Source organism: Cypionkella aquatica (genome assembly GCF_030161095.1).
Lineage (GTDB): Bacteria > Pseudomonadota > Alphaproteobacteria > Rhodobacterales > Rhodobacteraceae > Cypionkella > Cypionkella aquatica.
On the sequence record NZ_BSPP01000010.1, the window covers coordinates 287,647 to 302,034 of the forward strand.

Sequence of the window (14,388 nt, forward strand, 5' to 3'; positions counted from 1 at the left end):
GGGGATTGTGGCAGCAGTATGGCCGTTATTTACAAGTGAAATCATTGCCCAAGGCGAAGAACATAAAGCTGAGCACGCAGCCAAGCCCGATCAGCATAAGGACATTCAGAACCGCCGGATTGGGCGGGCGGCGGAACACCGCCTCATAGGCAAAGAACACCAGATGGCCGCCATCCAGCACCGGGATCGGGAACAGGTTCAACAGGCCGATGCCCAAGGACAACATGCCAAGATAGCCAAGAAATTCCTGCAGCCCCTGCCGGGCCGCATCGCCCATCACCTGCGCCATGCCGACCGGGCCAGACAGATTGCAGCTGCTGATCTGGCCAGTGACGACATGCCACAGCCCGGAAAGCGAAGATTTGGCGGTGAAATAGGCCTGATCAACCGCAAGAGTCACGGTTTCCCAAGCGCCGGGCTGACGGGTTTGCGGCTCGAACAGCATGCCGCCTGACAGACCGAGCATCCAGCGGGTCTCAAAACTGCCATCGGCTTTCGGCAGATCGCGGCGGTTGGGCGACAGGGTCAGGTCTATGATGCTGCCATCGCGCCAGATTTTCAGCGCAATCGGCTGGCCGTTGCTGGCCTCGACAATGGCGGGAAGCTGGCTGAAGGCGGTGACATCCTGACCTGCGGCTTGCACGATGACATCGCCGGTCTGGATGCCGGCATCGACGCCCGCGTTGCGCGGCATCACCGCCCCGACCAAGGGCAGGAAAGGCAGCGGGCCTTGCACGTCAAGCGATTGGCCATTGCGATCAACGGTGTAGGTGACGGCGGCGGCGGGTGGCAGATCAACGGCGACTTTCACGAAATCGATCATATCGGCGGTTGCGGTGCCGTTCAGCGCCAGAATCTGATCGCCCGGTTGCAGGGTTTGACCGGTAAACGGCGTCGGATTGACCCGGCCCACAACCGGAGTATCGGTGGCCACGCCCGTGTAAAGGATCATGCCGATGAACACGGCCAGCGCGAGGATAAAGTTGAAGATCGGCCCTGCCGCCACGGTGGCCGCCCGCGCCCACAACGGGGCACCCAGCATGGTGTGGCGCCGCTCTGCTGCCGAAAGCCCGCTGACTGCGGTGTGATCCGGGCTGGAGGCCGCATCCTTGTCGCCCATGAATTTCACAAAGCCACCAATCGGCAGCGCCGCAAGCTGCCATTTGGTGCCGCGCTTATCCACCCGCGAATAGACCACAGGGCCGAAGCCAAGTGAAAACACCTCGGCATGGATGCCAGACCAGCGACCGACGATGTAATGGCCGTATTCATGCACAGCAACGATGATGGCGATGGCCACAATAAAGAACAGTGCCGACCAAACCGTGCCGCCGACCGATGCCAATACGCTGCTGAAATCCACGCTACCTGCCCTTTACCATTGTCACCGCTTCGGCGGCTTTGATCCGTGCCAGATGATCCATTTGCAGCACATCCTCAAGGGTCAGCACGGCATTTCCAAGGCTGCAATCGGACGAAACACGGTTAAGTGTAGCCTCAACCACAGCAGCCATCTGCATGAAGCCAAGCTCGCCCGCGATGAAATGATCCAAGGCCACCTCTTTGGCAGCGTTGAAGGCAGCGCCTGCAAGGCCGCGCACAGCCATCACCTCACGCGCAAGGCGCAGGGCGGGAAAGCGGATCTCATCCGGGGCGCGAAAGCTCAGGCCGCCCAAGGCTGCAAGGTCCAGTCGGGCGACAGGCAGGGTTTGGCGTTTCGGCCAATTCAGCGCATAGCCGATCGGATGGCGCATATCGGGCGCACCCAGATGCGCCATCACCGCGCCATCGCGGAAACCAACCAGCGAGTGGATGATGGATTCGGGGTGAATGATCACCTCGATCTGCGCGGGGTCAACGCCGAAAAACTCGCGGGTTTCAATGACTTCCAAGGCTTTGTTAAACATCGAGGCCGAGTCGATGGTGATGCGGGCGCCCATAGACCAGTTCGGATGCGCCAGCGCTTCGGCGACGGTGGCGCTTGCCAACCGCTCTAACGGCCAATCGCGCAAGGCACCGCCAGACGCGGTCAGGATGATACGCTCGACCGCCGCGATATCTTCGCCGACCAAGGCCTGAAAGATCGCGGAATGTTCAGAGTCCACCGGCAGAACTGTGGCCTCGTTCGCCGCCGCCGTGGCCATCAGCAACTGGCCTGCGGTCACCAAGCTTTCCTTGTTGGCCAAGGCGAGCTTGCCGCCGTGCCGCAGAGCGCGCATCCCCGGCACAAGGCCAGCTGCGCCGACAATCGCGCTCATCACCCAATCGGCGGGGCGGTCGGCGGCGTCATGCACGGCTGCGCTGCCTGCGGCAACTTCGATGTCGGTGCCTGCCAGCGCGTCGCGCAGCGCGGGCAGGCAATCGTCAAACGCCGTCACCGCGATTTCGGCGCGCAGAGCACGGGCCATCTCGGCCAGCCGCGCCACATTGCGCCCGCCCGTCAACGCCACGGTGCGATAGGCGGATGCCCCACCTTCGCGCATCAAAAGATCGAATGTGTTTTCCCCAACCGATCCGGTGGCCCCAAAAACCGAAACCGAGCGCATCTAGCCCCCAATCGGCAAGGGGAAAAACCGGGTCAGCACCATCACCAAAACCATCGCGCCGACCAAAGCATCAAAGCGGTCCAGCACGCCACCATGGCCGGGGATCAGGTTAGAGCTGTCTTTCGCCTGCAACTTGCGCTTCAGCCAGCTTTCGCCGATGTCACCCATCTGCCCGGCAAAGGCCACCAAAGGCGACAGCGGGATCAGCCAAAAGCTGCCGTGCCCGGCGGCGACAAAGCAGGCCCCCAGCACAGCGGCACCAATCCAGCCCGCAATCGTTCCGGACCAAGTTTTCTTCGGGCTGATCGCGGGCCAGAATTTTGGCCCCCCCAAAGTGCGCCCGGCAAAATAGCCCATCACATCCGAGACGATGACCACGCCCAGCAGCCACAGAAAGGCGATGGTGCCCTGCTCGTCGCGCAGCACGAACAACCCGTGCCCGGCAATGAGAATAGCCACCGAAATCGCCGCAACTGCGCTTTGCTGTTTGCGCGGCGTGGCCATGAAGGCCAAAGGCACCAGCGGGAACACAATCCACGCGGAAAGCGATGGCCAGCCTTCATCTGCAATCAGGCACAGCGCAGCAAGGCCTGCAATCGTCAGCGCCTGCCGGGGGGCAAGGCGCTGCGACAGTTGCGCAAGTTCCCATATCATCACGGCGGTCAGAAGCGTGATCAGGATTAAAAACCACCAGCCGCCCAGCCAGATCTCTACCGCGCCAACCGCCAGCATCACCGCAGCCGAGAGAACGCGCGGTTTCAGATCGCTCCATTGTTGCGAGGGCGCGGTCATGCTGTGGCCACGCCGCCGAAACGGCGGTCCCGGTGGCCAAAGCGGCCAAGGATTTCGCTTAGCTCGTCGATGGTGAAATCGGGCCACAGCGTCGGGGTGAATTCATATTCGGCATAGGCCGCCTGCCACGGCAGAAAGTTCGAGGTGCGGGTTTCGCCAGAGGTGCGGATCACCAGATCAGGGTCTGGGATGCCAGCACTATCAAGGTGTTGGCTGATCATTGCATCATTGATCTGGGCGGGGTCAATGCGGCCAACTGCAGCTTCAGAGGCCAGATGGCGGATGGTGCGGGTGATTTCATCGCGGCCACCGTAGTTGATCGCGACGGTCAGGTTCAGCCGGGTGAGGCCCGCCGTGCGCGTCTCAATCCCCACCATCAGGCGCTGCAACTTGGCGTCAAGCTTGGAGCGGTCGCCGATGAAGCGCATCCGCACACCGTCGGCGGCAAGACGGTCGGCCTCGCGTTCGATGTAGCGGGCGAAAATCGACATAAGCCCGAGGACTTCTTCGGTGGAGCGTTTCCAGTTTTCGGTCGAAAACGCGTAGATCGTCAGCCACTGGATGCCGATTTCGGGGGCCGCGCGGACGATCTGTTTGACACGCTCGGCCCCTTTGCGGTGGCCGACCAGCCGGGGCCAGCCGCGGTTGGTCGCCCAGCGGCCATTGCCATCCATGATGATGGCAACATGCGAAGCCTCGCGCGGCGCTTTTGCGTCAGATTTATCGCCCAAGGCCACGCCCTACCCGGTTAAATTGCCCGTCATGTCTGGGCAGGGGAAAAATTCGCGAAAATGACTGGCGCGCGACAGCAGGCCGCGCGCCAAGATCTTAGACCTGCATGATCTCGGCTTGTTTGGCTTCCAGCGCGCGATCAACGGCGGCGATGGCTTTGTCGGTCAGGTCTTGCACCTCATCCGACCACATCTTTTGATCATCTTCGCCCATGCCTGCGGCCTTGGCCTTCTTGATTTGATCCATCCCGTCACGGCGCACGTTGCGGATCGCGACCTTTGAATTCTCGGCATAGCCAGCCGCCACTTTGGTCAGCTGCTTGCGGCGTTCTTCGTTCAACTCGGGGATCGGCAGGCGGATCAAGGGGCCATCGGAAATCGGGTTGATGCCGATACCGCTTTCGCGGATGGCCTTTTCGACCTTGGCGATCATCGCCTTGTCCCAGACGTTGATCACCACCATGCGGGGTTCCGGCACGTTGACGGTGCCCAACTGGTTGATCGGCGTCATCTGGCCGTAAGCATCGACCATGATCGGCTCGACAATCGAGGCCGAAGCGCGGCCGGTGCGCAGCGAGGCGAATTCCACCTTGAGCGCATTCATCGCGCCGTCCATCCGGCGCTGGATCGCGTCGAGGTCAATTTCGAGATCGTCGGACATCGGGTCTTCCTTCGTGTCTTCTTGCCCAAAACGCGAGGGGCTTTCGGCGTTCTATAGCAGCAAGTGGTTTGGCAGGTATAGGGGTTAGGCTTTGGTGCGGTGGGTTTGACCCAGCCTGCACCATTGAGACAGCATTCTGTCAGCCGTGCACGCGGGTATAGGTGCCTTGGCCTGCAAGGATGGTTTTGAAGCCGCCGGGTTCGTCCAGCGAAAACACAATGATCGGAAGATCGTTATCGCGCGCCAAGGCGATGGCCGAGGCATCCATCACGCCGAGGTGTTTTTGCAGCACTTCGTCGTAGCTTACATTTTCGTAGCGCTTGGCGTCAGCATGCTTTTTCGGGTCTTTGTCATAGACGCCGTCAACTTTGGTGCCTTTGAAAATCGCCTCGCAGGCCATTTCATTGGCGCGCAGGGTGGCGGCGGTGTCGGTGGTGAAATAGGGGTTGCCGGTGCCTGCGGCAAAGATGCAGACGCGCTTTTTCTCAAGATGGCGGACGGCGCGGCGGCGGATATAGGGCTCGCAGACCTGATCCATCGGGATGGCGGAAATCACACGGGTGAAGACGCCGATGGATTCGAGCGCCGATTGCATCGCAAGCGCGTTCATCACCGTGGCGAGCATGCCCATGTAATCGGCAGTGGTCCGTTCCATCCCTTGGGCAGAGCCGGCAAGGCCGCGGAAGATATTGCCGCCGCCGATCACCATGCAGATTTCAACCCCCAGATCGCGGACAGATTTCACCTCTTCTGCGATGCGCTGCACGGTCGGCGGGTGCAGGCCAAAACCTTGGTCGCCCATCAGCGCCTCACCCGATATTTTCAGCATGACCCGGTTGTAGGTCACTTTTGGCTCGCCGGGGTGAGACATGGGGTATCCTTAGGTTTATGGCTTGGATTGACTGCGGCGTAAAATGTCGCAAAACGGGGGCGGGTTCAACGGGGGAAGCGACATGCGGCGTCGGTTTGCCGTGAAATCAGCGGGGGCCAGCCCCCACACCCCCGGGATATTTGAGAACAGATGAAAGGGCAGACGTGGCGTTTGATTTGAAGCCGATCTCGCGCGAGGCTCCGGTGTTGCTGGCGGGGCCTACGGCGAGTGGCAAATCGGCTTTGGCGTTGGAACTCGCGGCGCGGGATGGGCGGGTGGTCGTCAATGCCGATGCGTTGCAGGTTTATGGCTGTTGGCGGGTGTTGTCGGCGCGGCCATCTGAGGCGGATGAGGCGCAGGCGACGCATCTGCTTTATGGCCATGTGGCGCGCGATCAGACCTATTCGGTGGGACATTGGCTGCGCGAGGTGCGGGCGGTGCTGGACCGCCCTGTCGTGATTGTCGGCGGCACCGGGCTTTATTTCTCGGCCCTGACCGAGGGGTTGAGCGAGATTCCGGCGACCTCGGCTGAAGTGCGGGCAGTGGCGGATCAGCGGATGGCGTCCGAGGGGATTGCGGCACTGCTGGCAGAGTTGGACACCGCGACTTTGGCGCGGATTGACCCGTTGAACCCGGCGCGCGTGCAAAGGGCTTGGGAGGTGCACGCGACAACCGGGCGCGGTTTGGCCAGTTGGCAGGATGCGACTGGGCCCGCGGTTCTGCCACGCGCGGGTGTCGAGGCCATGGTGATGCGGCCCGATGTGGCGTGGCTGGATGCGCGAATCGCGCGGCGGTTTGCAGCGATGCTGCGCGAGGGTGCTTTGGACGAGGTGCGCGCCGCCCTGCCACATTGGCAGCCCAACCAGCCTTGGGCGAAAGCCATCGGTGCGCCGGAATTGGTGGCGCATCTGCGCGGGGAAATCGGGCTGGATGCGGCCAGCGCGGCCGCGACCTTGGCCAGCCGCCAATATGCCAAGCGACAGCGCACTTGGTTCAGATCGCGGATGAAAGACTGGCGGGAGATCACGCTGCCGTAAGCTTCCACAGGGTTGTCCACAGCTTTCCGCTGCTTCTGTGGACAACTCCACGCCACTGCCATTATTTCGCTTGGGTTGTGCCGCATGCCTCGTTTACATGTTGGAAAAATACAAAAGCAGGCAGAGCATCATGAAGACTTCAGCGCCCAAATCCGGCCCCGATACCGATCAAATGCGGCTTGTCGCCATCCCGCGTCTGGCCGCAGGTGGCCGTTGGCGGGTTGAGGCGATGCGCTCGCTTTCAGAGGGCTGCTTTTTGTGGTTCACCAAGGGCCAAGGCCGCATCACTGTGGCAGGGCAAACCCGTGGCTATACCGCCAACAACGCGATCTACATTCCGCCCGGCGTAATGCATGGCTTTGAGGTCGGCCCGCAAGTGTTTGGCACAGCGGTGTTTTTCGGAAAATCGTCCACCGTGACCTTGCCTGCCGAACCCTTGCATCTGCGCATCCGCGAAGTCCACGCGCAGCAAGAGGTCAACGTGACGCTGGATATGATTCAGCGCGAGATGGACAGCGATACCCCGGCGCATGACCGCGCCACCCGGCATTATCTGGGGCTGCTTGGGGTCTGGCTGGAGCGTCAGGCCAGCAAAGCCAGCGCCGACGCGCCGCGCCCGGATGCGGCCAAGCGGTTGGTGGCGCGATTCACCGACCTTCTGGAGAAAGAATTCCGGCGCGGCAAAGGTGTGGGTGAATTGGCCTGCGATCTGGGCGTGACCGCCACGCATCTGACGCGCTGCTGCCGCGAGACTTGCGGGCGCTCGGCGATTGATTTGCTGCAGGACCGGCGGATATTTGAGGCGCGCAAGCTGCTGCTGGAAACCAACACGCCGGTCGGGCAGATCGGGTCGAGCCTTGGCTTTGCCTCGGCTGCCTATTTCACCCGCGCCTTTCAGCATCTGACCGGGGTTTCGCCGACAGCGTTCCGCCGCACGATCTGAGACCTTTGCGTCGGGATTGCCGCAGGTTTGCAGCCGGCAAATTTAGCTAACATTTGATCGAATCGTCAATCCATTGGCAGGACGTGCGATTCGTCCGCGATTTCGGATGATCTTCCGTGTCTGGCGGAATTATTCGCACACCACGGTATGCCGAAATTTGCAGCGGTTTGAGCATGGAATCCGTCACCCCAATGTCGCTAACGTGTCATGCAAGGGCGAATCCAGCCGTTGACGGATCGGCGGAAAAGGTGCCGAATAGACGCGTGAGACGCATCACTGCCGCTGCGGCATTTACGCGAACCCTTCGTGGGGACGGGGACGTAGAAATCCGCATCGGTTCAAGCGCATCGCCAGATTAGAAACGGCCAAAAAAACGTCAAGGCTTCAGCCTTACAGGGAGATACCGATGACCGATACCCGCACCACCGAGCGCGATCTGCACCCGGCTGCTTACATGCATGCGCAAGAAGTTCAGGATGGCAAACTCAGCCGTCGTGAGTTTTTGTCGCGCACCACCGCTTTGGGCGTTTCTGCCGTGGCGGCCTATGGTCTGCTGGGGCTGTCTGCTCCTGCGAAAGCGCAAGACGCCAAGGTTGGCGGGATCTTGCGCTGTGCGATGGAAGTCAAAGCGCAAAAAGACCCGCGCACCGCTGACTGGCCGCAGATCGCCAACATCTATCGTGGCTGGCTGGAATATCTGATCCAGTACAACGCCGATGGCACCTTTGAAGGCCGCCTGCTGGAAAGCTGGGAAGCCAATGCGGACGCCACAGAATACACGCTGAAAGTCCGTCAGGGCGTGACCTGGAACAACGGCGATGCCTTCACCGCCGACGACGTGGTGCGGATGTTCACCCGTTGGACCGATGGTTCGGTCGACGGCAACGCAATGGCTTCGCGCTTTGCCGGTCTGGTCGAGTCGGTTGCCGCGAAAAACGCCGATGGCACCGACAAGATGGATGAAGCCGGCGCTGCCGTGATGGTCAACAAGCTGCGCGATGGCGCGGTGACCAAGGTCGATGAAGCCACCGTCAAGCTGGCGATGTCGCAATCGGATATCGCCGTTGTGGCCAACCTTGCCGACTACCCGGCTGCGGTTGTGCACAGCTCTTACGTTGACGGCAGCGATCCTGCGACCAACGCCATCGGCACCGGGCCTTACATCCCGCAAGAAGTCTCGGTCGGCCAAAAGGTCGTGCTGGTGCGCGCACCGAACCACACTTGGTGGGGCGGCACCGCACCGCTGGACGAAGTGCACTACATCGACTTCGGCACCGACCCGTCTGCCATGGTGCAGCTGGCCGGTTCGGATGAGATCGACACCAACTACGAGACCACCGGCGATTTCATCGAGCAGATGGATGGTCTGGGCTGGAAGAAGATCGAAGCGGTCACTGCCTCGACCATCGTGATGCGGATGAACTCGGCCAACGGCGATCTCTACAAGGATAAAGCCGTCCGTCAGGCGATCCAGAAAGCGGTTGACCCGAAAGTTGTGCTGGAACTGGGCTATAACGGCCTTGGCACCACCGCAGAAAACCACCACGCCTGCCCGATTCACCCGGAATATGCCAAGATCGCACCGCAAGTGATTGATCCGGCTGGCCTGATGCCTGCGCTGAAAGCGGCTGGTCTGGATACCACTGAATTCGAGATCATCTCGCTGGACGACGGCTTTGAAGCCGCCACCACCGACGCCGTTGCAGCGCAGCTGCGCGACGCAGGGGCGACTGTGAAGCGCACCGTGATGCCGGGTTCGACCTTCTGGAACGATTGGCAGAAATACCCGTTCTCTTCGACCACCTGGAACCACCGACCGCTGGCCGTGCAGAACATGTCGCTGGCCTATACCTCGACCGGGTCGTGGAACGAGACCGGCATGGCGAACGCTGATTTCGACGCCGCGATGACCAAAGCCTTGGCCTTGGACAACGCCGATGCCCGCCGTGAAGTCATGGTGACGCTGGAGACGATCCTGCAAGACGAAGGCTACATCATCCAGCCTTACTGGCGCTCGCTGTTCCGGCACGCCAAGGAAGGTGTCAACGTCGAGATGCACCCGTCGTTCGAGCATCACCACTACAAATGGTCGCTGTCCTAAGCTGATCATCGGTCCGGGCGCGGCAGCGTGCCCGGACCATTTCAATTGCCTCCCGAACCAAAAATGACTGAACGCAGGCAACAACGCACAGTCCGCCGCCGAGTGTTTGGCGCATAGGGGAACCATTCATGTTGAATTTCGTGGCAAGGCGCTTGGGCGTCATGGTCTTGACTGCGCTGGCGCTGACCTTCGTGGTGTTTTACCTGACCAATTTGCCCCCGAACCTTGAGAAACTGGCGCGCACCGAAGGCTCGGTCCGTATGACGGATCAGGCGGTTGCGTCTTGGATCGAAAACAACGGCCATGGTGGTTCGGTGTTTGGTCGCTATGCGCAATGGCTGGGGATTGCCCCCGGTTGGGTGCTGACGGATGCCAAGGGGGTGACGCGCGGGCGCTGTATCCAAGGCAATGCCGATGCTGCCACCGCCGCCACCTATTGCGGCGTGCTGCAAGGAGAATGGGGCTTTTCCACCGTTTTCAAAAAGCCGGTGCTGGATTCGGTGCTGCAAAAGCTCGGATCGACCGGTTGGCTGATGATGTGGGTGATGATCGTGATGGTGCCCTGCTCGTTGATCATGGGGGTGTTGTCGGGGATGCGCGAAGGCTCGCGTCTGGACCGCAGCCTGTCGATCGTGGCCATCGCCACCACGGCGACCCCGGAATATGTCTCGGGGGTTATTCTGGTGGCGATCTTTGCCTCGGCCACCGCTGGCATCTCGCCGATTTTGAATGAATGGGGCTGGATCAGTAGCAAGACGCTGTTTCTGGGCACCGCAACCAGCGCTATGGACAAGATCACTTTCTGGAACTTCGCGCTGCCGGTGATGACCATTGCGCTGTACGGCATCGGCTATATCGCCCGGATGACCCGCGCGAGCATGACCGAAGTGATGACCCAGCAATATATCCGCACTGCCCGGCTGAAAGGCGTGCGGTTCCGCGATGTGGTGATGAAACATGCTTTGCGCAACGCTTTGATCGCGCCCTTTACCGTGATCATGCTGCAATTTCCCTGGCTGCTGAATGGCGTCGTGATCACCGAAGCTTTGTTCAACTACAAAGGCTTTGGCTGGACGCTGGTGCAAGCCGCTGGCAACAATGACATCGACCTGCTTTTGGGCTGTTCGGTGGTCGCGGTCCTCGTCGTTCTGGTCACGCAACTGATCTCCGACATCGGCTATGTGTTCCTGAACCCCCGTATCCGGCTGGCATGAGGCAATAATGGACGAAACAACCCTTCTTTCATGGGGCCAGATCATTGCCCGCATCGCCACGCAGTTCCTGCCGGTGTGGATCGCGCTGATTTTGACCTTCGCCATCTCAATCCGCTACAAACGCCGCCTCGGGCTATACGGCAAGCTGTTTGACAGCCCGGTGGGCATGGTCGGCTTTTTGCTGGTGATGTTCTGGGTCTACACCGCGATCTTCGCCGATATGATCATCACCATGGACCCGATCGCACAATTTGGCCGGGTGAAGAACCCGCCGCCCGGCACGCCGTTGAAAGACGTGGTCGAGGGTCAATATGCCTATTTCCTGCTTGGCGCCGATCACCTCGCCCGCGATGTGTTCAGCCGGGTGGTGATGGGCGCGCGCCGGGTGCTGACGATTGCACCTGCGGCAACCACTTTCGCCTTTATCATGGGGGTGACGCTCGGGCTGCCTGCAGGCTATTTCGGCGGCAAGCTGGATACGGTGCTGTCGTTCCTTGCGAACCTCGTGCTGGCCTTCCCGGTGATCTTGCTGTTCTACCTGCTGGTCACCCCGGAAATCCGCAACACAGGCATCCCGGTGGTGCTGGCCGCCGTGCTGTTCATCTTCCCGGTGATCTTCTTCTGCACGCTGTTCAACGCGCGGTTCTTCACCAACCCGCCCAAGCGCAACCTCTATGTCGGCATCACTTTGGCGATCGGGCTTTGGGCCTATGCCGGGCTTGCGTTCAACGCCGATCCTTTGGGCGTGTGGTCGATGGACCCGAACCTTTTGAACGTGTTCGTGTCGGTGGTGTTTGTGAACTCGCCCACCGTGTTCCGCATCGTGCGCGGCATCGTGCTGGATCTGAAAGCCCGCGATTACGTCGCAGCCGGTCAGACTCGGGGCGAAGGCCCCTGGTACATCATGCTGTGGGAGATTTTGCCCAACGCGCGCGGCCCGCTGATCGTCGATTTCTGCCTGCGCATCGGCTATACCACGATCCTGCTTGGCACCTTGGGCTTCTTTGGCTTGGGCGTCAGCCCGGAATCCCCGGATTGGGGGTCCACCATCGACGATGGCCGCAAACTCTTGTCGCTTTACCTGCACCCGGCGATCACCCCTGCCCTTGCGCTGATGAGCCTTGTGCTGGGTCTGAACCTGCTGGCCGATGGTCTGCGCGAAGAAAGCCTGAAGGACTGACCGTTTTGGTCATCCTCTCTGCCTAAATATCCTGGGGGTCCGGGGGCTAGCCCCCGGTCCTGCCCCTTCCGACAAAGCGAGGCGAGCCATGTCTGACACCACCTGGGATCCATCCAAACCCATCCTCGAAATCGAGAACCTGTCGATCAGCTTCTTCACCCGGATGCGCGAAATTCCTGCCGTGATGGATTTCTCCTGCTCGGTGATGGCAGGAGAATCCATGGGGCTCGTGGGCGAGTCCGGTTGCGGCAAATCGACCGTCGCCTTGGCGGTGATGCGCGATCTGGGCAAGAACGGGCGGATTGTGGGCGGCAGCATCAAGTTCAAGGGCCGCGATCTGACCCATATGACCGAAGAAGAGCTGCGCCACATTCGCGGTTCGGAAATCGCGATGATCTATCAGGAACCGATGGCCTCGCTGAACCCGGCGATGAAGATCGGCGCGCAGTTGGCCGAAGTGCCAATGATCCACCAAGGCATGGCCAAGGAACAGGCGTGGGCGCTTGCACGTCAAATCGTGGCCGACGTGCGCCTGCCCGACCCCGACCGCATGCTGCAAAGCTATCCACACCAGCTGTCGGGCGGCCAACAACAGCGCATCGTCATCGCTATGGCCCTCATGTCGAAACCCGCGCTGCTGATCCTGGATGAGCCGACCACCGCTTTGGATGTGACGGTTGAGGCTGGGATCGTCGATCTGGTCAAAGCTTTGGGTGAGAAATACGGCACGTCCATGCTGTTCATCAGCCACAACCTTGGCCTGATTCTGGATGTCTGCGACCGCCTTTGCGTGATGTATTCCGGCGAAGCGGTGGAAACCGGCAATGTCGTCGAAGTGTTCGACAAGATGCGCCATCCCTACACGCAGGCCCTGTTCCGCTCGATCCCGCTGCCCGGGGCTGACAAGAACTCGCATCCGCTGGTGGCGATCCCCGGCAACTTCCCCTTGCCGCATGAGAGGCCCAAGGGCTGCAATTTCGGGCCGCGCTGCGATTACTTTCAGGATGGCCGCTGCAACGCCGCAGATGTGCCGATGTTCACGGTGCCGGGCGACGACCGCCATGCCTCGCGCTGCATCAAATGGACCGAGATCGACTGGAACGCGCCGATGGCTGTGCGTGCCAGCAAGCCGAAAACCCCGATCGGCGAGGTGGTTTTGAAGATGGAGGATCTGCGCAAGTATTACTCCGTCTCTTCTGGCGCCTTCGGTGGCGGCACTGCCAAAGTGGTGAAGGCCAATGAAACCCTCAGCTTTGAGGCGCGCGAAGGCGAAACTTTGGCCATCGTCGGCGAAAGCGGTTGTGGTAAATCCACCTTCGCCAAGGTGCTGATGGGGCTGGAAACCGCGACCTCTGGCAGCATCCTGCTGTTTGATGAAAACGTGCAATCGACGCCGATCCAGCAACGCAACACCGATACGGTATCCTCGGTGCAAATGGTGTTCCAGAACCCGTTTGACACGTTGAACCCGTCGATGAACGTCGGGCGCCAAATCATCCGTGCGCTTGAGATTTTCAAGCAGGGCAAGTCGGATGAAGAGCGGCAGGCCCGCATGCTGGAACTCTTGGACCTAGTAAAGCTGCCGCGCGCCTTCGCCGAACGCATGCCGCGCCAGCTGTCAGGCGGGCAAAAGCAGCGTGTGGGTATTGCGCGGGCTTTTGCGGGCGGTGCCAAGGTTGTGGTCGCCGATGAACCGGTCAGCGCTTTGGATGTGTCGGTGCAGGCGGCGGTGACTGACCTGTTGATGGACATTCAGCGCGAGAACAAAACCACGCTTTTGTTCATCAGCCACGATCTTTCCATCGTCCGCTACCTGTCTGACCGGGTGATGGTGATGTATCTGGGCCATGTGGTGGAAATGGGCACCACCGATCAGGTGTTCCAGCCGCCCTACCACCCGTACACCGAGGCTTTGCTGTCCGCCGTGCCGATTGCCGACACCAAGGTGATCCGCAAACGCATCGTGCTGGACGGCGACATTCCCTCGGCGATGAACCCGCCCCCGGGCTGCCCGTTCCAGACCCGCTGCCGCTGGAAGTCTCAGGTGCCGGGCGGCTTGTGCGACCGCGAAATGCCGCCGGTGCAGATGCTGGAGGACGGCCATCAGGTGAAATGCCACTTGTCGGCAGATGTGCTGGCCTCGATGGAGCCAGTGATCAAGATAGCGGCGGAGTAATTTTCGGTGAGGGTGCGTGAGATCACGCTGCCTTGCCCTTGTCAGATGTCGAAGCCTCCGGCGGGGATATTTAAGCAGAGAGGATGACCTTAAGTCATTGCTCTTTCTGAAATACTCCCCGCGGAGCGTGCGACGC

The 14,388-nt window shown here is 60.8% G+C and carries 12 protein-coding genes; 6 read left to right on the forward strand and 6 right to left on the reverse strand.

The genetic code is table 11. The features are described from left to right. Window positions 1-25: 25 nt before the first annotated feature. From rseP to pyrH, 6 genes are all read right to left on the reverse strand, one after another. The gene (rseP, locus tag QQJ98_RS14345) at window positions 26-1,363 is read right to left on the reverse strand and encodes an RIP metalloprotease RseP (protein WP_284326030.1); all 1,338 of its coding nucleotides are present in this window, start codon (window positions 1,361-1,363) and stop codon (window positions 26-28) included. Between the two features lies 1 nt (window position 1,364). Next, on the reverse strand, window positions 1,365-2,546 hold the full coding sequence (gene dxr, locus QQJ98_RS14350; protein WP_284326031.1) for a 1-deoxy-D-xylulose-5-phosphate reductoisomerase: 1,182 nt from the start codon (window positions 2,544-2,546) through the stop codon (window positions 1,365-1,367). After that, window positions 2,547-3,338: a phosphatidate cytidylyltransferase gene (locus QQJ98_RS14355; RefSeq protein WP_284326032.1), complete on the reverse strand. Its 792-nt coding sequence runs from the start codon at window positions 3,336-3,338 to the stop codon at window positions 2,547-2,549. It lies immediately after the preceding gene. Continuing rightward, complete coding sequence (uppS, locus tag QQJ98_RS14360; RefSeq protein ID WP_431307827.1) at window positions 3,335-4,012, reverse strand: polyprenyl diphosphate synthase; 678 nt, start codon at window positions 4,010-4,012, stop codon at window positions 3,335-3,337. The genes QQJ98_RS14355 and uppS overlap by 4 nt, the downstream gene beginning before the upstream one ends. A 154-nt stretch (window positions 4,013-4,166) precedes the next feature. Continuing rightward, a complete protein-coding gene (frr, locus tag QQJ98_RS14365) occupies window positions 4,167-4,730 on the reverse strand; it encodes a ribosome recycling factor (protein WP_284326034.1) in 564 nt (187 codons plus the stop codon). Window positions 4,731-4,869: 139 nt separating this feature from the next. Then, window positions 4,870-5,601 (reverse strand): UMP kinase, encoded by a 732-nt coding sequence (pyrH, locus tag QQJ98_RS14370; RefSeq protein ID WP_284326035.1) that lies wholly within the window; start codon window positions 5,599-5,601, stop codon window positions 4,870-4,872. A gap of 164 nt (window positions 5,602-5,765) precedes the next feature. Here pyrH and miaA point away from each other — a divergent pair, with 164 nt between their 5' ends. The 6 genes from miaA to QQJ98_RS14400 all read left to right on the forward strand — a co-directional run bounded on the left by miaA (window position 5,766) and on the right by QQJ98_RS14400 (window position 14,252). Further along, window positions 5,766-6,638 (forward strand): tRNA (adenosine(37)-N6)-dimethylallyltransferase MiaA, encoded by an 873-nt coding sequence (gene miaA, locus QQJ98_RS14375; protein WP_284326036.1) that lies wholly within the window; start codon window positions 5,766-5,768, stop codon window positions 6,636-6,638. A 130-nt stretch (window positions 6,639-6,768) separates the two neighbouring features. Beyond that, window positions 6,769-7,581 (forward strand): AraC family transcriptional regulator, encoded by an 813-nt coding sequence (locus tag QQJ98_RS14380; RefSeq protein ID WP_284326037.1) that lies wholly within the window; start codon window positions 6,769-6,771, stop codon window positions 7,579-7,581. Window positions 7,582-7,987: 406 nt separating this feature from the next. Continuing rightward, window positions 7,988-9,682, forward strand: coding sequence for an ABC transporter substrate-binding protein (locus tag QQJ98_RS14385; protein WP_284326038.1), 1,695 nt, complete (start codon window positions 7,988-7,990; stop codon window positions 9,680-9,682). Window positions 9,683-9,810: 128 nt separating this feature from the next. Then, window positions 9,811-10,896, forward strand: a complete 1,086-nt coding sequence (locus QQJ98_RS14390; RefSeq protein ID WP_284326039.1) for an ABC transporter permease — start codon at window positions 9,811-9,813, stop codon at window positions 10,894-10,896. Between the two features lie 7 nt (window positions 10,897-10,903). Next, on the forward strand, window positions 10,904-12,076 hold the full coding sequence (locus QQJ98_RS14395; RefSeq protein ID WP_284326040.1) for an ABC transporter permease: 1,173 nt from the start codon (window positions 10,904-10,906) through the stop codon (window positions 12,074-12,076). 88 nt (window positions 12,077-12,164) lie between these two features. Beyond that, entirely contained in the window at window positions 12,165-14,252 is a 2,088-nt protein-coding gene (locus QQJ98_RS14400) for a dipeptide ABC transporter ATP-binding protein (RefSeq protein ID WP_284326041.1), read from the forward strand. Window positions 14,253-14,388: the final 136 nt, after the last annotated feature.

Excerpts from the sequence above, each read along its gene's own strand:
- dxr (WP_284326031.1), bottom strand. The coding sequence starts at position 2,546 with ATGCGCTCGGTTTCGGTTTTTGGGGCCACCGGATCGGTTGGGGAAAAC.
- QQJ98_RS14355 (WP_284326032.1), bottom strand. The coding sequence starts at position 3,338 with ATGACCGCGCCCTCGCAACAATGGAGCGATCTGAAACCGCGCGTTCTC.
- uppS (WP_431307827.1), bottom strand. The coding sequence starts at position 4,012 with ATGGATGGCAATGGCCGCTGGGCGACCAACCGCGGCTGGCCCCGGCTG.
- frr (WP_284326034.1), bottom strand. The coding sequence starts at position 4,730 with ATGTCCGACGATCTCGAAATTGACCTCGACGCGATCCAGCGCCGGATG.
- pyrH (WP_284326035.1), bottom strand. The coding sequence starts at position 5,601 with ATGTCTCACCCCGGCGAGCCAAAAGTGACCTACAACCGGGTCATGCTG.
- QQJ98_RS14380 (WP_284326037.1), top strand. The coding sequence starts at position 6,769 with ATGAAGACTTCAGCGCCCAAATCCGGCCCCGATACCGATCAAATGCGG.
- QQJ98_RS14385 (WP_284326038.1), top strand. The coding sequence starts at position 7,988 with ATGACCGATACCCGCACCACCGAGCGCGATCTGCACCCGGCTGCTTAC.
- QQJ98_RS14390 (WP_284326039.1), top strand. The coding sequence starts at position 9,811 with ATGTTGAATTTCGTGGCAAGGCGCTTGGGCGTCATGGTCTTGACTGCG.
- QQJ98_RS14395 (WP_284326040.1), top strand. The coding sequence starts at position 10,904 with ATGGACGAAACAACCCTTCTTTCATGGGGCCAGATCATTGCCCGCATC.
- QQJ98_RS14400 (WP_284326041.1), top strand. The coding sequence starts at position 12,165 with ATGTCTGACACCACCTGGGATCCATCCAAACCCATCCTCGAAATCGAG.